The following is a 16245-nucleotide window of genomic DNA, read 5'->3' on the forward strand; positions in this document are numbered from 1 at the left end:
CGAAGACCTACCGGGTTGTGGCACATGTCACAAGAATTCTTTCAAGATTCCCTCGACGTTCGGAGCCACTCTGGAAGGCCGCGACGCATGATCCTCCGCCAAACAGGCAAACAGCAGGTGGTCCTGCCAGGAGCCGTTGATCAACAGATAGTTGCGTGCGTAGCCTTCCCTCTGGAATCCGGCTTTTTCGAGTAGGCGGATGGACGGCATGTTCGTTGGCAAACAGGCCGCTTCAATTCGGTGAAGGTTCAGCACGTCGAAACAAAACGGCAAGATCATGGCCACGGCGGCAGACATGTGCCCTTTTCCCGCGTGCCGATGCCCCATCCAGTAGCCAAGTGTCGCAGTCTGGCTAACACCTCTGCGGATGTTGCTCAGCGTCATGCCACCCAGAATTTCGTCGGTCCTGGCGTTGAACAGCAGAAAGGAGAGGCTGCGGCCTTCCTTGCGGTCCCTGGCGTAACGGCGCAGGCGGCGGCGAAAGCCGGTCTTGGTCAGATCGTCGGACGGCCAGAGCGGTTCCCAGGGTTTCAGGAATGCGCGGCTTTCGTCCCGCAGACCCGCCCAGGACTTGAAGTCATACATGATCGGCGGACGAAGATAGTATCCGCCGGCCTCGATCAGGAGCTCGGCGTCAGGTGAAGCTCCCGGACGTAGAAGCGCCATGCCCCGCACTCCAGCCTTATATTGCGTTCCGTCGCATGTTCATCAGACCCTACATCGACGCGGCCTGCAAGACCGGCCCCTGCTGCAGCCTTTCTGCAAGCTCGCTCGCGTTCATGATGCCCTCGAGCGGCCCGATCGCCGTAAGGGTCGGCGTCGTGCCGACAAAGGTTTCATGGGCCACCCGCCGGATGTCCGCTGCCGTGACCGCGTCGATCTTTGCGGATATCTCGTCGGGAACGAGCACACGGCCGTGAACGAGAATCTGGCGGGCGATCTGGCCGGCACGCGCCGCCGGGCTTTCCAGGGCCATCATCAGGCCGGCCCGGATCTGGGCACGCGAGCGTGCCACTTCGTCATCGGTGATCGTGTGCGACGCGGAGACAAGCTCGTCCGCGATCATCGGCATCAATGCGCCGAGATCTTCCTGACTGGTGGCCGCGTGCAGGCCGAACAGGCCCGTGTCGGAAAAGGCCCAGTGGAAACTGTAGATCGCGTAGCAAAGCCCGTGTTTTTCCCGGATTTCCTGGAACAGGCGCGAGGACATGCCTCCGCCGAGAACCGAGGCCAGGATCTGGATCGCGTAATAGTCCTTGGACTTGTAGGGACGTCCCTCGAAGCCGATCAGGATCTGCGCTTCCATCAATTCCTTGGGGCGCAGGGTTTCACCGCCGCCGTAGCGGGCTGCAGGTTCCGGAGCCGCGGGTTCGCTGCTGAAGCCGCCGAATTTTTCGCGCGCCAGGGCGACCAGTGCATCGTGATCGACGGCGCCTGCTGCTGCCAGCACCATGTCGGGGCCGCGGTAGCGTTCGCCCAGATAGGCATTCAGCGCATCCCGGTTGAAGCCCTGCACGGTCTCGGGTGTGCCGAGGATCGGCCGTCCGATGGACTGATCCGGCCATGCCGCTTCCTGGAAGAGATCGAAAGCCTGATCATCGGGTGAATCGTTGGAAGCGCCGATTTCCTGCAGGATGACATGCTGTTCGCGCGTCAGTTCCTGGGCATCGAAGGTCGAATTCTGCAGAATGTCGGCGAGCAGATCGACCGCCAGCGGCATGTCCTCGGCCAGGATGCGGGCATAATAATTGGTGTGTTCGATACTGGTGGAGGCATTGAGTTCACCGCCGACCGCCTCGATCTGCTCGGCGATGCAACGCGCCGACCGTGTTTTCGTGCCCTTGAAGGCCATGTGTTCCAGAAGATGGGTGATGCCGTTCTGATGCACGGTCTCCGCCCGCGATCCGGTGCGCACCCACACCCCGAGCGCAGCCGTCTTCAGGTAGGGCATCTGGTCGGTGACGACCGTCATCCCGTTGTCCAGGACCGTTGTTTGTACTTTCATAACCTCACACCCCAGCAGTGACGGCCCGGGCGTGCTCTTCGATAAATCGCTCCACCACACCCTGATCGGCCGCCAGCACCTGCTGACGCTCCTCCGCTGCCATCATGTTTTTTAAGTTCTCCGGCAGTTCCGGCCGAACGCCGGACGCCTTTTCAACCGCATCCGGGAACTTTGCCGGATGTGCTGTTCCCAGTACCACCATGGGCACCGAGCCGTCCTCGTGGGACTTTGCGACATGCACGCCGATCGCGGTGTGCGGATCCAGCAGATAGCCTGCGTCTTTCCACGTTTGCGCGATGGTCGCAGCCGTTTCCTCCTCGTTGCAGCGGCCCGCCCCGAACACCGCACGCATGGCCTCCAGCGGGCCGGCCTCGATGGCGAAGCTGCCGGACTGGGCGAGCTGGTCCATCATCCGGCGCACGGCGGCGCCGTCCTTGCCGCAGACTTCAGACAGAAGCCGTTCGAAATTGGAGGAGATCTGGATGTCCATCGACGGCGAAATCGTGGGCGTGACACCCCGTTTCTCATAGCGACCGCTTTCCAGCGTGCGTGCAAGGATGTCGTTGACGTTGGTCGCGACAACCAGCTTTTCGATGGGCAGGCCCATCATCTTCGCGGCATAGCCGGCGAAGATGTCGCCGAAATTACCGGTCGGCACCGTGAAGGAGATCTTGCGCTGCGGCGCGCCGAGCGCGGCCCCGGCTACGAAATAATAGACGATCTGCGCAAGAATACGTGCCCAGTTGATCGAGTTGACCCCGGACAGCGCCACCCGGTCCCGGAAGGCGAAGTGGTTGAACATGCCTTTGACGATGGCCTGGCAATCGTCAAAATCTCCGGTCAGCGCCAGTGCGTGAACATTGTTTTCCGTCGGCGTCGTCATCTGCCTGCGCTGCACGTTGGACACGCGGCCGTCCGGAAACAGAATGAAGATGTCGGTCCGCTCACGGCCTCGGAATGCCTCGATCGCGGCGCCGCCGGTGTCGCCCGACGTTGCGCCGACAATGGTCGCCCGCAGTCCCCGTTCGCCCAGGATATGGTCCATCATGCGGCCAAGCAGCTGCATGGCGACATCCTTGAACGCCAGCGTGGGACCGTGAAAGAGTTCCAGAATGAAGGTGTTCGAGCCGGTCTGGACGAGCGGCGTCACCGCAGGATGCCGGAACCCGGCGTAGGAGTCCGAAATCATCGATTTCAGCACATCCTCGTCAAACGCGTCCCCGACAAACGGGCGGATGACCTGAAAGGCAACATCTTCATAGGGCTTGCCGGCGAAAGAGGCGATGGTCTCGGCATCGAATTGCGGCCAGGTTTCGGGAAGATAAAGACCGCCGTCGCGTGCCAGTCCCTGAAGCAGAACGTCCGAAAAATCCAGGACCGGAGCTTCCCCACGCGTACTGATGTATTTCACCGCGCAACTTCCCTTGCTGCTGTTCGCCGAAGGACGCTCGACGCCCCTGCCCGTTAAGCCAGTCTTTCAGAGTACTTGAATCCCGGCAGATTTGAAACAAACCATGCCACTCATGCGACTTACGCGCCATAACAATCAAGCGCAAGTCGCTTTTGGTTAAAATGGTGACCGTGGAGACACCAGTCACCCGGCACAACACACCCCGGCCCGGTAGAGCAAACAGCGCGTTTCTGCCGGAAAAAACGCACAAGGAGGGCCGCGATCCCGATTGATTGCTTTGCAATACAGGGATGGAAACCGGTTTCGCTTTCCGAAGACATTGGCCCCGTCGCCCGGCAGTTCAGGCGTGACCGGCTTCCGATAAAAGCATGGCCGGATCGATCCCGAGCGTGCCAAGGGCCCGCTGCCACTTGCCGTCCGAATTGCGGTCGAACAGAATGTCGGGATCGGCCGGCGCAGTCAGCCATCCGTTGGCCTGGATCTCCGTTTCCAGCTGTCCCGGTCCCCAGCCCGCATAGCCAAGCGCCAGCATCGCCTGCGCCGGTCCGCCGCCCTGCGCAAGAGCCCGGAGAATTTCGAGCGTTGCCGTCAGGCAGATGCCGTTGTCGATCGTCAGTGTCGACTGGTTCAGCATGAAATCATCGCTGTGCAGCACGAAGCCGCGTTCCATCTCGACCGGACCGCCCTTGTGCACGTTCATGTCCTGGACCTGAGGCGGCAGCCGGATGGGGTTCTCGTCGGTGACGATGTCCAGCTGGATCAGCAATTCCTCGAGCGAGAGATGCCGGGCCACCCGGTTCACGACCAGCCCCATCGCCCCCTGGTCGGTGTGAGAGCACAGGTAGATCACGGAATGTTCGAACCGGCTGTCCGCCATGCTCGGCATCGCAATCAGAAACTGTCCTTCGAGGGATTCTGCCGCTTCGGTCTCGACCATGCGTACCTCGTTGCCTGTTGATACCCCTCACCACGGGAAAGCATAGCCCCTTTGCAGGTCTTTGTTAATGCCGGTGTTTGTGAATGGCCGTCCGGGCGTCTCCGGGCCGGGCGCCTCACGCGGCCGTCACAAGGTTATGACCCGGCGCGCGCCTCGCGGCGATGACGCCCGGGCGAAACTCGTGTAGCACAGTTGCCATGAAACACCTGTACGTCGCCTTCGCCCTGCTGCTTGCCCTGGTGCCCGGCCGCGTTCATGCGGCCATGACCGGGTGGACGGAAGTCCATGGCGGCGCCGTTCGGCTGATTGCCTCCGGGCCGATGCAGGACGGCCAGTACCTGACGGGCCTCGAGTTCCTGCTCGAACCCGGCTGGCACACCTACTGGCGCTATCCGGGCGAAGCGGGCATTCCGCCGCAGATCACGACAGAGGCCAGCTCAAACGTGAAGGAACTGGATGTGCTCTATCCGGTTCCGGAACGCTACAGCGACGGGTTCTCGCAATCGATCGTCTATCACGACGGGATCGTGCTGCCGGTCCGGGTCGTGCCGGAGGATCCGGAACGCCCGGTGTCCTTGCATGTCGAGGTCTTCTTCGGCATCTGCAAGGACATCTGTGTGCCGGGCGATGCCGCGTTGTCTCTCGACCTGTCACCGCAAGCCGCGACGGACGCGCTTGCAGGCAGGCTCATTCAGAGAGACCTGGAGCGGGTTCCATCGGGTGCGGCGCCGGACGACCTCAGGATCAGCTCGGTCTCGCTGGACGAAGCCGGCGACATGCTCGTGATCGAAGCGCGGACCGGGGACGCATCCGATCCGGATCTCTTCGCCGAGGCTCCGGCAGGATCCTTCATCGCGCTGCCGCAACCCGTGAGCCGGTCCGCCGACAAGACCGTCTGGACACTTTCCACCAAGGGGCTCGCCACGAACGGTGCGGACGACAACACGCTCAGGCTGGTGCTGACCGCCGGTGGCAAGGCAATCGAGCATCTGGAGCCGATTCAGTCAGGTTGGGTGGACTGACCGGACGGGTTCTGACCTGATCCCTCTCGACGTACCTGCCAGGACGCTCTATCTGTGCTGCGGGCTGCATGTTTTCCGCAGCAAGAGAGACAAGGGAGAGTTGCAATGACACTCAAGGTTGGGGACCGCCTTCCGGAGGCCACGTTCAACATCATGACCGCGGACGGTCCGGGCGAGATGACCACCAGCGACCTGACAGCCGGCAAGACCGTCGTGCTCTTCGGCGTTCCGGGGGCCTTCACGCCGACCTGTCACATGAACCACCTGCCGGGTTTCGTGGAACATGCAGAAACGCTGAAGAACAAGGGTATCGACACGATCGCGGTGGTCTCCGTGAACGACGTGTTCGTGATGGATGCCTGGAAGAAGGCCACCAACGCCGGCAACGGCATCACCTTTCTCTCCGACACGGCGGCCGGTTTCGTTGACGCGGCCGGTCTCGGCCTCGGACCGGCACCCATTTTCGGCCATCTCCGCTCCCAGCGCTTCGCCCTGATTGCCAAGGACGGCGAAGTGACCTTCCTGGCCGTGGAAGAAACCCCGAGCGAAGCCACCAAGACCGGCGCCGCCGCGATCCTGGAATCGCTCGGCTGATGTCCCGGATCTGATCCCTCGGGGCTGATCGCCTGATCAGAGCAGCTCAATTTCGCGAAAGGGCCCCGAGGCTTCGGGTTTTTGACAGGTTCTCAGTTGGTCATCCCGGACAAGTGCAGCGAAGCTGCGCGCTGATCCGGGACCCAGCATGTCAGCGCAGACGCAGGCGAGCACAGAAGCAAGCCAACTATCTGAAATTAAAAGTAAAGACGCGCCTGTGGCGCGACTTACGCGCTGGGTTCCGGCTCTGGCCATGCAGCTGCGCTGCCCGGCCGGAATGACGACGTCAGTTTGTCAGCAGTCCAAGGGCCCCGAGGGGCCCTTTCCACAGACAGAACACCCTGCGCGTCTTTTCCAGACGGTCAGGTCCGGCACCTTCATGTGGCGGCACCCTGACCGTCTTCCTCATCCATCCAGAACACCGCGTCCGCGAGGCCTTCGCGGGGCGACTGATGATCGGCGTGCGGCAGCAGGACGACGACGGGCCCGACATTCAGATCGGCAAGCTGAGCAGGCGTTCCGTGCCCGAACTCCAGATGTCCCCGGCCGATGATCCCCGCGACAAGCGGCGGTTCCGGGGCGTTTCTCAAGGCGGCTATCCGGCAGGCAAACGCCCTGTCCCAGACCTGCTGGGCCCGCACGAAACGGTCCATACCCGGGTCCTCCGGCCCTTGCGCCTTGCGGTTGGGCGGGCCGCCGCCGGTCAGCTCGAACAGATATCTGCGATAGGCCGATGTTGCGGCCAGAGCGGGCGTGACACCGTCGCGGTCTTCCTCGTCAATCGCCTCCCATCCGAATTTTCCCACTTCAGTGACAAGAGCACGCCGGCAATTGAGGCCATGCATCGGGATACGGAACTGCCGGCAGAAGCGGAACAGAGGCAAATAGAGTTCGGGCGCGAATCCCCAGACCGTCCCCCATTCCGCCTCGCTCAGGAAACTGTCCTCCTGCCCGAAGTCCCCGGCCACCCAGCGCGCGAGCACCGGGTCGAGCCGTGCGGGGAACATCTCGTAGCCCACGACAAGATCGGGCCGCAGGGCCAGCAGGCCGGCCAGAACATGGAGTTGCCAGCGGTGTTGAGCGGCCTTGTCATGCTGCTCTCCCAAAAGGACAACAGAGGCTGCGGCCGCCTTCCTCAAAACGGCCTGATGGGCAAGGGGTTCACCCGTTGCCGGATCGATCCACTGTCCCGTCCGTTGCCCCGGCGTCATCGGTCAAGTCCGATCGACAGGGCGCTCCGGCCTCCGTCCTTCAGGATGCCGTGGTGCCAGCCTTCTTCCTCCGACCAGCCGGACAGGCAGCCCGCCGGCAGATGCAGGTGAAAGTCCTTCAGCAGAATATTGAAGCAGCCGCCCATCGGCTTCATGTCCTCGACCTTGCCGGTCCATTTCTGCGTGACCGCCCCGGTTCGGACCTGCACGGTGACCTCCGGACCACCGACGAGGCCTTCCAGAAACGGACGGGCCGGATCCGTGTCCAGATCAGGGTCGGCGTCGCCAGGATCGGGGCGCGGCCGCATGTCGACCGGCACGCGATCAAGGCCGGTCAATGGCTTTTCGAATGGCTCCAGTCCCTCCAGGCCCACGACGGAGAAAAGGATGCCGCCGTCGTTTCCAAGAAAATCCAGGCGCGGATAGTGTTTGCCCCGCATCTGCGAGGAGGTGTCGTATTCCGCCGATGCCAGCATGGACCGGTCAATATCCATATCCTGACACGGTCCGGAGAGGCGAATGGTTTCGGCCTGCACATCCACCTTGTCGACCTTTCCAAGCCGTTCGTGCAGCAGTCCGTCCGCACGGACGATCACCATCACCCGATCCATCTCGGGCAGGCTCTTCAGGATGTCGGAGGGGGCAGCTTTCAGGAGATGGCGTTTGTCGGTGTCGTTCATGCAGGCGTTCCTGTGTCTGGCAATGGGTTGGTGCGGATGGTGCGCCTTTCTTCCCGCGGATCGGGTGCCCGGGAGCCGTGCCCCAGGGACAGCACCTTGAAGGTGCCAAGGGCATCGGGTGGACGATGGGCGGCGCATATGATGATCGCCTCGGGACATTCCCTGCGCAGCAAGGTCAGGACCTCGGCCTCGCTGTTGCCGTCGAGGGCGCTGGTCGCCTCGTCAAGGATGAGAACATCCGGACGCGCGAACAGGACCCTGGCAAGGGCCAACCGCTGCCGCTCGCCGATGGACAGACCCGCGAAACTCTCTTCCCCCGGCTTATCGAGCGCATCCAGCCGGTGCGAGAGACCGACCTTCACGAGGGCTCCCTCAATCAGGGACCGGTGGAAGGCATTCGGGTCATCCGGGTAGGTCAGCGACTGGGCGAGGCCATCCGGGAACACGCGCGGGACCTGCGGCAGAGCGAGAAGCCTGCCTCCCGGGATCCGGATTTCACCCTGGCCGTAAGGCCAGACCCCCGACAGGGCGGTGAGCAACGTGCTCTTGCCGATACCCGATCGCCCCTTCACCCAAACGGTCTCGCCAGGCCTTGCTTCCAGATCCGGAACAGGGGCCAGGCCCGCGCCTTTCGGCGTGGCGAGCGTCAGGTTCGAGATGCGCAGGCGGCCATCGTCCGACCTGCTCCGCTTGATCGCCCGGGGGGCTTGCGGATCCGGAGACGGATCACGGGTTGCCTGCAGCAGCAAGTCCAGCCGCTCGGCAACCGCGGCGAATTCCGCCAGATCGCGGTAGGAGAAAATGAACCAGCTCAGGGTCGTGGCGACCCGGGAGAAGGCCCCGGCGAGCTGCATGAGCCCCCCCAGCGTCAGATTGCCCATGAAGAAGGCCGGCAGCGCCAGGAACGTCGGTATGCGCAAGACGGTCTGCATGTAGGGGCGGACGAACAGGCCGAGCAGCAGTTCCGCGTTGATCAGGCGGTACCAGTTGCCACGGATCGCATCGAAGCGTTTCTCAAGCCGGCGTCGCTCGGCATTCTCGCCGGACGCCTGCGCGATCTCGTCGGCCCCTTCGCGCACCTGGATCAGCGCATGTCTGAAATCCGCTTCACAGCGTTCCTTGGCGAACACCAGCCCCTTGATCGGCCTGCCCAGCCTGTCGGTTATGATGCTCGACAGGGCGACATACAAAAACGCTGCCCAGACCATGTAGCGGGGGATGACAATGTCCTGGCCCAGAAGACTGAATTCCAGCGGGAAGGAGGACAGGGACCACAACACGGCCACATAGGAGACCAGCGCGACGATGTTCGAGATGAGATCGAGCGTTTCGATGAGCAGACGGTCGATGAACTGGCGGCAATCGTCGGCAATTCTCTGATCCGGGTTGTCTATCGGCTGAAGTGCGAAGCCCGGCCGCAAGTGCCAGTAACTCTTGTTCGCAAGCCAGGCATTTTGCACATGCCCGGTCAGCCTTTGACGCAGAAACAGGAACAGGCGCTTGCGCAGCCAGCTTCCCGCGAGATGAAAGCCTGCGGACGCGGCTGTGAGAACAGCAAAGCTGCCTATTTCGATCAAGGCCAGCGACGCATCCCGGTTTTCCAGGGCATCGAAGAAGCTCTTGTTCCAGGCAATGAACTTCACCGAAACCCAGACCCCGGCGAACTGAAACCCGAGAACGACGGCGTACAGACAATATGCGTACCAGGACCCGGGCCCCGACACGGCAATCCGTGTCAGGGCGAAGATCCGTTTCAGGATCGCGCGCATCCGCTCAGAACTTGACGTTCAGCGAAGCGGTGAAGGTGCGCCCCGGCCCCGTCTGAAGTTCCAGCGGGTTCTGCCTTGCGACCGACGACGAGGGAGAGAGCGTCTTGCCCGCCGCCCCTGCCTCGAAGTAGCGGCTGTCGAAGACGTTCCTGACACCGACATCCAGACTGGCGAGCCTGGTGAACTGCCAGCTTCCGAACAGATCGAGCAGGGCATAGCCTCCCGGCTTGAATCCGTCGTCCCTGCTGGAGACTTCCGTGACCGGTGCCGCAAGCGTGGTAACGGCGGACAGGCTGAGATTGTAGTCCGGGATCAGGTAGTCCAGCCCGAGTACGGCCGTCAAAGGCGGCAATGTGTGAGGCACGGTGTCGGCCTCCTGGTTCGCTTTCTGAACGCCGCGCTGCCAGGCCAGGCTGCCGTTCAGTCTCAGGTTGTCGTTGAACTCGTAGGACCCTTCGAGTTCAATTCCCCAGACTTGGACGGAGGACAGGTTGCGATAGGTGTAGTCGCTGGTTCCGGGCACATTGTAGAAGCTTTGAATGAAGTCGGTGTAGTCGGCGTAGAAACCGGTCACCGCGACATGCCCCTTGTCAATCCGTGCACGGATCCCGGCCTCGTAGTTCTTGACCTGTTCCGGTTCCAGGCCCGGTGCGGGGATCAGATTGAAGAACGTGCTGGGAAGCGAGGTGTAGAGCTGCTGCGCGGTCGGCATCTTGAAGCCTTCGCCATATTTTCCCCAGACCGACCAGGTGTCGTTCACGCGGTAGAGCGCGGACAGGCTCTTGACGAGCGCGATGTCCTCCCGGGTCTGCGGCTCGGAGCCGTCGACGAGCTTGTAGTCCTCGTTCGGACGCGGCTTGATGCGGTAGCTTGCCAGGCGAACGCCGGGCGTGATTTCCAGGCTGTCGCCGAACAGGCCGATCGTGTCCTGAAGATAGACATCGGCGCGGGTGGTGTCGGAGTTCGCGAAGTTGAACCCTCCGGCCCGGGTCTCGGTGGTCGTGCCGGTCGACAGGTCGGTCGTGCGGTCGATGCGCGTATAGTCGATCGTCGTGTAGTCGCCGTCAAAACCGAAGATCACGTCATGGTTGACGGGGCCGGTGACGAAGGATTTGGACGCCTGGATGTCCAGTTCGAAAAAATCCTCCTCGTAGGTCAACTCGTCTTCCGTAAGATAAGCGGTTCCCGAAGACGTCACGCCCCATTCGCTGCCGGTGCGGTCGTAATTGTTCGGGGCATAGGCGACCACGGTTTTCAGTTCGTCCAGGAGACCCGCTTCCGGGGTCCAGATGTGTTCGATCGCGAACCGGCCGCGGTTGAGATCGAGGTCCCGGTCATACCTGTGAATGTCGGCGCTCAGGTTCTGGGTGTAGTTGACGCCCGTGATGCGCTTGAGGATATCGGCGGAGGCTTCCAGCCGGTGTTCTGTGGTCGGCTCCCAGACGACCTTTGCCAGACCGCGATAGGCCTGTGTCGTCGTGTCGTCCAGTTTGTCACACGCCAACTGACCCACGGTAAAATCCCGTGGACAGCCGTAGATCCCGCCATCGGCGCGCGCATTGCTCAGTTCAGGCTCTTCGTCGTACCGGCGCGACAGCGCGATCATCGCCGACAGTTGGTCGGAAAACCGGTAGGCAACGGCACCGGAGGCCGCCGCCGAGTTGGTGAAACTGTCGTAGCCGACACTCCCCTGCCCGCCATAAGTCCGTCCCAGCAGGAGATCTTCCGGATCCAGTGTCTCCAGAGCGACCACGCCCCCCAGGGCGTCCGCGCCCCACAGAACGGAAGACGGTCCGCGTATCACCTCGACCTGCTTGACAAAATTGAAGTCCAGATAGTCGCGCGTCCCGTCGGTGATCCGCTCCGGTATCCGAGACCCGTCCGAGAGGATCATGACCCTGTTGCCGCCGACACCGCGAATGTTGAACCCGCCGAAAGTGTTGAACGGATCAGTGGCCGTGGTCTGGCGGCCGACGGTCACACCCGGGATATACCGGGTGAGTTCCTGCATGTCGGAAATACCGAATTTCTCGATCTCCGCACCGTCGACGACGGTGACATTCGCAGGTATGTCGAGGGTCGAAACGGACTTGCGGCCTGCAACAATTGTAATCGTGTCCAGCAATGTCCCCTTCGCGCCATCAACGGCAAGCGGGTCGTTTTCGGGGTCAACCTGACTGGTCGTCACTTCCGGTTCGGTTGCCGGAGTAGCATTGACTTGCTGAGCTTGCGTATCAGGTGCAAGGCATAACAGGGCGGAGCCGGCGATGGTCGCCAGCTTGAGGCTTTTCAGCCCCGATTTGTAAGGCATGGATGAGCTCCGTCGTTAGCTCGAAAGGACTTTCGAACTCGGATCGTCGTGGGGAAGCTTGCTGGAGGCTGGCAGTGAAGAAAGCGCCGCATTGCGCGCGCCGTTAGGGCCCATTTTCGACCCTTTGTAGCCACAATATTTAATATATGAGTTATATAGTCAAGTATTAAAATTCATTTTTCATCAATGTTATCAGCGCCAAGAAGACGGGGCTGCCTATCGATCTGACCCAACCGAGTCATTCTCGGCGCCCGTCGGAAAACCTCCGCTATCGCCGAACGTTTGTCAGTCCGTCTGCCGCGCGCGCGGCCACACAACACCCGCGGCGTATGTCAGAAAGACGCCCACAAGCGTCGCGGCGAGGCCGAACCAGGTCAGGGCATAGCCGAGGTGATCGTTCTTGAAGCTGACGATCGTTTCGCCCGCCTGCGGCAGGCCGCCCGGCGGCGTGAACGCGGCGTCGAGGTCAATACTGTAGGGCGGGAGTGCGTCCGGATCGAGGCCCAGAACAGCGCCCATGGCCCGCGTATCGCGGGCAAACCAGATATTGTCGTCGAGGCCGGGGGCCGGCGTTGTCCAGTTCGGGACTTCGCTGAGACGCAACAGGCCAGTCAGGCGCATCTGTCCTTCCGGGACCTGAAGCGCCTGCACGCGGAGATCGTCTGGCAGACCCTGGGGCAGAAAGCCCCGGTTGACCAGAACGATCCAGCCTTCAGCGGTTTTGAAAGGTGCATAGACCATCACGCCAGGGCCCTCGAAAGGACCGGCAGGGTCGCTGAGTGCCGTGTAGTAAAACGCCGTTCCGGGTAGAAATGTCCCTGAAACGGCAACATGACGGTAATCGTCGGCCTCGTCGAGCCGCTGCCATCCGGCCGGAGCCGGCGCAGCGACCGGTGTTTTGGCGATGCCTTCCTCCACCTGAACGATCAGGGTTTCCTTCCAGGCCAGACGGTCCAATTGCCAGAAACCCAGCTTGAGCAGCACAATCAGCGCCACGACCGCAACCGCGAATGGCAGGAGAAGTTTCCGGATCGGCCCCATGGCGGGTTCTGCTTTCGTCGACACTTTGCTGTTATCCGTCCCGGTCTGTGTCCAGCCGGCCTTCCTCGGCCTTGTGCCGGAACTGCATGGCGATCATCAGGCCCTTGAGGGGGCGCAGAACCAGGCCGGCGAGAAGGACGGTCAGCGGCAGCCAGATAACGAGGTGGACCCAGACCGGCGGCTGGAACGACAATTCAACGAACAGGACCAGCCCGACGATGACGAAGCCGACCAGCATGATCACGAAGACCGCGGGACCGTCGCCGCTGTCGGCGAAGGAAAAATCCTGTCCGCAGGCCTGACAGGATTTCCTGACGCTCAGGAATCCGTCGAACAGGTTTCCCTGGCCACAGCGCGGGCACCTGCCCTTCAAACCCGCAGAAACGGGATTGACCGGAGGAAAATGAGCCTTGTCTTCCATGTCTTTCCTTTTGCTCCCGAAACTGGAAACGCCCGACCCGGAAGCCGGATCGGGCGTTCTGATTGGCGGTGCTCAGTTTCTGGAACCGATCATTTTCCAGCCAGCCGGACGTATCCGGCCGGAGGCGTATCGACCTAGTGAGCGGCCGGTGTACCAGCGCCCCAGATATAGATGGCGACGAACAGGAACAGCCAGACGACGTCAACGAAGTGCCAGTACCAGGCGGCCGCTTCGAACCCGAAGTGACGCTCAGACGTGAACTGTCCCATCAGGGCCCGGATCAGGCAGACAAGCAGGAACACGGTACCGACGAAGACATGGAAGCCGTGGAACCCGGTCGCCATGAAGAAGGTCGCGCCGTAGATGTTGCCACCAAAGGAAAACGCCGCATGGGTGTATTCGTAGATCTGGCAGATGGTGAACAGCACACCCAGCAGAACCGTCAGGGTCAGACCCCACTTGAGACCTTCCCGGTCGTCATGCAGCATCGCATGGTGCGCCCAGGTGACGGTGGTGCCGGAGCACAGCAGGATCAGCGTGTTGAGCAGAGGCAGGTGCCAGGGATCGAAGGTCTCGATGCCAGCCGGCGGCCAGTGGCCTCCGGTTGCCTCGACGCGGGCAAACTGGATCGCTTCGCCCGCGAACAGGGACGCGTCGAAATAGGCCCAGAACCAGGCAACGAAGAACATCACTTCGGAAGCGATGAACAACAGCATGCCGTAGCGCAGGTGCAGGGACACGACCCGGGTGTGATGACCGGCATGAGCTTCGCGGACAGTATCGCGCCACCAGCCGAACATGACGTACAGAATGATCAGCAGGCCGACCGCGAACAGGCCCCAGCCGGTGAGATCGATGCCGCCGATCAGGAATTCCTTGCCCTGGGCGGATTTCATGAACCCGATCGCGCCGAGTGCCATGATGAACGCGCCGACCGATGCGATGAACGGCCACGGGCTCGGGTCCACAAGGTGGTAATCGTGGTTGTTGGTATGTGCCTCAGCCATCGGCAAGCTCCCCAAAGTGATTCCGGCGCGTTGCCGCGCCAAGCGCTTACAAGTTCGTTTCAGTTCCGGCCGTTCCGGCCGTTGCTGCAACAGGACGTTCCGGTTGTTCTACCGGGAAGAAAGTGTAGGACAAAGTGATTTCCTTGACCGATTTCAGCTCGGGATCCTTGTCCATTTCCGGGTCGACGAAGAAGACGACCGGCATTTCGACCGTTTCACCGCTTTCAAGCACCTGCTCGGTAAAGCAGAAGCAATCCAGCTTGTTGAAATAGATACCCGCGGTCGGCGGCGACACGTTGAAAGTCGACGTCCCGACCGTCGCGTTGCCGCCGGTGTTGGTCGCCAGATAGGCCAGTTGAGCGGTTTCCCCCATCTTCAGGGTCACCGACCGGTGTTCCGGCCTGAATTTCCAGGGCAGCGCATGATTGACGTTGCCGTCGAACCGCACGGTGATCTTCCGGTCGATGACCAATTCGCTGGCCTCTTCCGCGACCTGCGTGGTGCCACCGAAGCCGGTCACGCTGCAAAACAGGTTGTACAAGGGAACAGCCGCATAGGATGCGCCCACCATCGTGACGAACAGGCCGACGCACGCGCCCGCGAACTTGCGGTTGCGGCGGGCAAGAGCCTTGCCCGCATCCGGGCCGGTGTCCGGTTCTGTCACCATGTCATTCCTCACAGGGCCCGATCCATGATTCCCGGTCCCAGCTTGATGATGGTGACCACATAGAACAGGACGACGAGTGCTGCCAGCGCAATGCCGATCGCGATGGACCGGGACCGGCGCTTCTTCTTCTGCTCGTCGGTCAGGGCGATGCCCTTGTCCTCTTCAGCCATTCCCGTCACGCTCCCAATACCAGGCTTTCGCCGAGCAGCAGGGCGAACAGCGTGAACAGATAGAAGATGGAAAACTTGAACAGGCGCCAGCAGGCAGCCTTGGCCGGGTCGCCCTCGCGCTTGCGCCAGATGTCGGCTGCGAGGGCGACGAAGGCCAGCCCCAGCAGAGCGGAGGCGGCACCGTAGACGGGGCTGGCGAAGCCGAGCAAGTAAGGCGCTGCGCCGACCGGCGCGAGCAGCACGGAATAGGCCAGAATATGATGCCGCGTGCTGGTTTCGCCGGCCACCACCGGCAGCATCGGCACTTTCGCGGCGGTGTAGTCGCTGTTCTTGACCAGCGCCAGGGCCCAGAAATGCGGCGGTGTCCACATGAAGATGATCAGGAACAGCACGAAGCTTTCCAGGCTGACACTGCCGGTCACCGAGGCCCAGCCGATCATGGGCGGGAACGCGCCGGCTGCGCCGCCGATGACGATGTTCTGCGGCGTCGAGCGCTTCAGCCACATTGTGTAGACGAACACGTAGAAGAAGATCGTGAAGGCCAGGAAGGCGCCGGCGAACCAGTTGACCAGCAGACCCAGGGTGACCACGGAACCGATGGACAGCGTGACGCCGAACGCCAGCGCCTCGTCAGGGGTGATCTTGCCGGCCGGAATCGGCCGCTTGCGGGTGCGCGACATGATTTCGTCGATGTCGGCATCGTACCACATGTTGAGCGCGCCGGACGCACCCGCCCCGATGGCGATGCACAGGATCGCGACCGCGCCGAGCACCGGATGCACCGAGCCGGGCGCCAGCATCAGACCGACAAAGGCGGTAAAGATCACCAGCGACATGACACGGGGCTTGAGGAGCGCAACATAGTCGCCCACAGACCCCATTCCGCCGTCCCAGACGGCGCTGTCCTGACTTATCGTATCCTGGCGCTCTGCGAGCGACATGGGCGCGTCCTTCGAATTCCGTTTCCGCCGGTCCGGATGGTCACGCGCAAGGGGCGCA

At 62.1% G+C, this 16245-nt stretch carries 16 protein-coding genes; 2 read left to right on the forward strand and 14 right to left on the reverse strand.

The features are described from left to right. Nucleotides 1-27: 27 nt before the first annotated feature. The 4 genes from WNZ15_RS00605 to WNZ15_RS00620 all read right to left on the reverse strand — a co-directional run bounded on the left by WNZ15_RS00605 (nucleotide 28) and on the right by WNZ15_RS00620 (nucleotide 4353). A complete protein-coding gene (locus WNZ15_RS00605; RefSeq protein ID WP_342890989.1) occupies nucleotides 28-666 on the reverse strand; it encodes a GNAT family protein in 639 nt (212 codons plus the stop codon). Between the two features lie 49 nt (nucleotides 667-715). Beyond that, entirely contained in the window at nucleotides 716-2005 is a 1290-nt protein-coding gene (locus WNZ15_RS00610) for a pitrilysin family protein (RefSeq protein WP_342890990.1), read from the reverse strand. Nucleotides 2006-2009: 4 nt separating this feature from the next. Further along, the gene (gene thrC / locus WNZ15_RS00615) at nucleotides 2010-3416 is read right to left on the reverse strand and encodes a threonine synthase (RefSeq protein WP_342890991.1); all 1407 of its coding nucleotides are present in this window, start codon (nucleotides 3414-3416) and stop codon (nucleotides 2010-2012) included. Nucleotides 3417-3756: 340 nt separating this feature from the next. After that, on the reverse strand, nucleotides 3757-4353 hold the full coding sequence (locus tag WNZ15_RS00620; RefSeq protein WP_342890992.1) for a YqgE/AlgH family protein: 597 nt from the start codon (nucleotides 4351-4353) through the stop codon (nucleotides 3757-3759). Nucleotides 4354-4550: 197 nt separating this feature from the next. Between WNZ15_RS00620 and WNZ15_RS00625 the strand changes: the two genes are divergently transcribed. Next, a complete protein-coding gene (locus WNZ15_RS00625; protein ID WP_342890993.1) occupies nucleotides 4551-5375 on the forward strand; it encodes a protein-disulfide reductase DsbD domain-containing protein in 825 nt (274 codons plus the stop codon). Between the two features lie 105 nt (nucleotides 5376-5480). Next, on the forward strand, nucleotides 5481-5969 hold the full coding sequence (locus WNZ15_RS00630; protein WP_342890994.1) for a peroxiredoxin: 489 nt from the start codon (nucleotides 5481-5483) through the stop codon (nucleotides 5967-5969). 377 nt (nucleotides 5970-6346) lie between these two features. On the opposite strand, the gene WNZ15_RS00635 is transcribed toward WNZ15_RS00630, so the two are convergent. The 10 genes from WNZ15_RS00635 to WNZ15_RS00680 form a co-directional block, all read right to left on the reverse strand. Then, entirely contained in the window at nucleotides 6347-7180 is an 834-nt protein-coding gene (locus WNZ15_RS00635) for a ChaN family lipoprotein (RefSeq protein ID WP_342890995.1), read from the reverse strand. Next, nucleotides 7177-7860, reverse strand: a complete 684-nt coding sequence (locus WNZ15_RS00640) for a hypothetical protein (protein ID WP_342890996.1) — start codon at nucleotides 7858-7860, stop codon at nucleotides 7177-7179. The genes WNZ15_RS00635 and WNZ15_RS00640 overlap by 4 nt, the downstream gene beginning before the upstream one ends. Continuing rightward, nucleotides 7857-9629, reverse strand: coding sequence for an SbmA/BacA-like family transporter (locus tag WNZ15_RS00645; protein ID WP_342890997.1), 1773 nt, complete (start codon nucleotides 9627-9629; stop codon nucleotides 7857-7859). The genes WNZ15_RS00640 and WNZ15_RS00645 overlap by 4 nt, the downstream gene beginning before the upstream one ends. A 4-nt stretch (nucleotides 9630-9633) precedes the next feature. Next, nucleotides 9634-11940, reverse strand: a complete 2307-nt coding sequence (locus WNZ15_RS00650; RefSeq protein ID WP_342890998.1) for a TonB-dependent hemoglobin/transferrin/lactoferrin family receptor — start codon at nucleotides 11938-11940, stop codon at nucleotides 9634-9636. 285 nt (nucleotides 11941-12225) lie between these two features. Next, nucleotides 12226-13005: an SURF1 family protein gene (locus tag WNZ15_RS00655; RefSeq protein WP_342890999.1), complete on the reverse strand. Its 780-nt coding sequence runs from the start codon at nucleotides 13003-13005 to the stop codon at nucleotides 12226-12228. A 7-nt stretch (nucleotides 13006-13012) separates the two neighbouring features. Further along, nucleotides 13013-13402 carry a DUF983 domain-containing protein gene (locus tag WNZ15_RS00660; protein ID WP_342891000.1) on the reverse strand — a complete coding sequence of 130 codons (390 nt, stop codon included), beginning with the start codon at nucleotides 13400-13402 and terminating at the stop codon, nucleotides 13013-13015. A gap of 134 nt (nucleotides 13403-13536) precedes the next feature. Beyond that, nucleotides 13537-14409, reverse strand: a complete 873-nt coding sequence (locus WNZ15_RS00665) for a cytochrome c oxidase subunit 3 (RefSeq protein WP_342891001.1) — start codon at nucleotides 14407-14409, stop codon at nucleotides 13537-13539. Nucleotides 14410-14455: 46 nt separating this feature from the next. Then, entirely contained in the window at nucleotides 14456-15076 is a 621-nt protein-coding gene (locus WNZ15_RS00670) for a cytochrome c oxidase assembly protein (RefSeq protein ID WP_342891002.1), read from the reverse strand. Between the two features lie 8 nt (nucleotides 15077-15084). Beyond that, nucleotides 15085-15246 (reverse strand): hypothetical protein, encoded by a 162-nt coding sequence (locus WNZ15_RS00675; RefSeq protein ID WP_342891003.1) that lies wholly within the window; start codon nucleotides 15244-15246, stop codon nucleotides 15085-15087. A 5-nt stretch (nucleotides 15247-15251) separates the two neighbouring features. Beyond that, the gene (locus WNZ15_RS00680; RefSeq protein ID WP_342891004.1) at nucleotides 15252-16187 is read right to left on the reverse strand and encodes a heme o synthase; all 936 of its coding nucleotides are present in this window, start codon (nucleotides 16185-16187) and stop codon (nucleotides 15252-15254) included. Nucleotides 16188-16245: the final 58 nt, after the last annotated feature.

The sequence above is a fragment of the Roseibium sp. AS2 genome, assembly GCF_038900065.1.
Classification (GTDB): domain Bacteria; phylum Pseudomonadota; class Alphaproteobacteria; order Rhizobiales; family Stappiaceae; genus Roseibium.

Bases quoted from the DNA above. Each gene is read 5' to 3' on its own strand.
- WNZ15_RS00605 (WP_342890989.1), bottom strand. From the start codon at position 666: ATGGCGCTTCTACGTCCGGGAGCTTCACCTGACGCCGAGCTCCTGATC.
- WNZ15_RS00610 (WP_342890990.1), bottom strand. From the start codon at position 2,005: ATGAAAGTACAAACAACGGTCCTGGACAACGGGATGACGGTCGTCACC.
- WNZ15_RS00620 (WP_342890992.1), bottom strand. From the start codon at position 4,353: ATGGTCGAGACCGAAGCGGCAGAATCCCTCGAAGGACAGTTTCTGATT.
- WNZ15_RS00625 (WP_342890993.1), top strand. From the start codon at position 4,551: ATGAAACACCTGTACGTCGCCTTCGCCCTGCTGCTTGCCCTGGTGCCC.
- WNZ15_RS00630 (WP_342890994.1), top strand. From the start codon at position 5,481: ATGACACTCAAGGTTGGGGACCGCCTTCCGGAGGCCACGTTCAACATC.
- WNZ15_RS00635 (WP_342890995.1), bottom strand. From the start codon at position 7,180: ATGACGCCGGGGCAACGGACGGGACAGTGGATCGATCCGGCAACGGGT.
- WNZ15_RS00640 (WP_342890996.1), bottom strand. From the start codon at position 7,860: ATGAACGACACCGACAAACGCCATCTCCTGAAAGCTGCCCCCTCCGAC.
- WNZ15_RS00645 (WP_342890997.1), bottom strand. From the start codon at position 9,629: ATGCGCGCGATCCTGAAACGGATCTTCGCCCTGACACGGATTGCCGTG.
- WNZ15_RS00650 (WP_342890998.1), bottom strand. From the start codon at position 11,940: ATGCCTTACAAATCGGGGCTGAAAAGCCTCAAGCTGGCGACCATCGCC.
- WNZ15_RS00660 (WP_342891000.1), bottom strand. From the start codon at position 13,402: ATGGAAGACAAGGCTCATTTTCCTCCGGTCAATCCCGTTTCTGCGGGT.
- WNZ15_RS00665 (WP_342891001.1), bottom strand. From the start codon at position 14,409: ATGGCTGAGGCACATACCAACAACCACGATTACCACCTTGTGGACCCG.
- WNZ15_RS00670 (WP_342891002.1), bottom strand. From the start codon at position 15,076: ATGGTGACAGAACCGGACACCGGCCCGGATGCGGGCAAGGCTCTTGCC.
- WNZ15_RS00675 (WP_342891003.1), bottom strand. From the start codon at position 15,246: ATGGCTGAAGAGGACAAGGGCATCGCCCTGACCGACGAGCAGAAGAAG.
- WNZ15_RS00680 (WP_342891004.1), bottom strand. From the start codon at position 16,187: ATGTCGCTCGCAGAGCGCCAGGATACGATAAGTCAGGACAGCGCCGTC.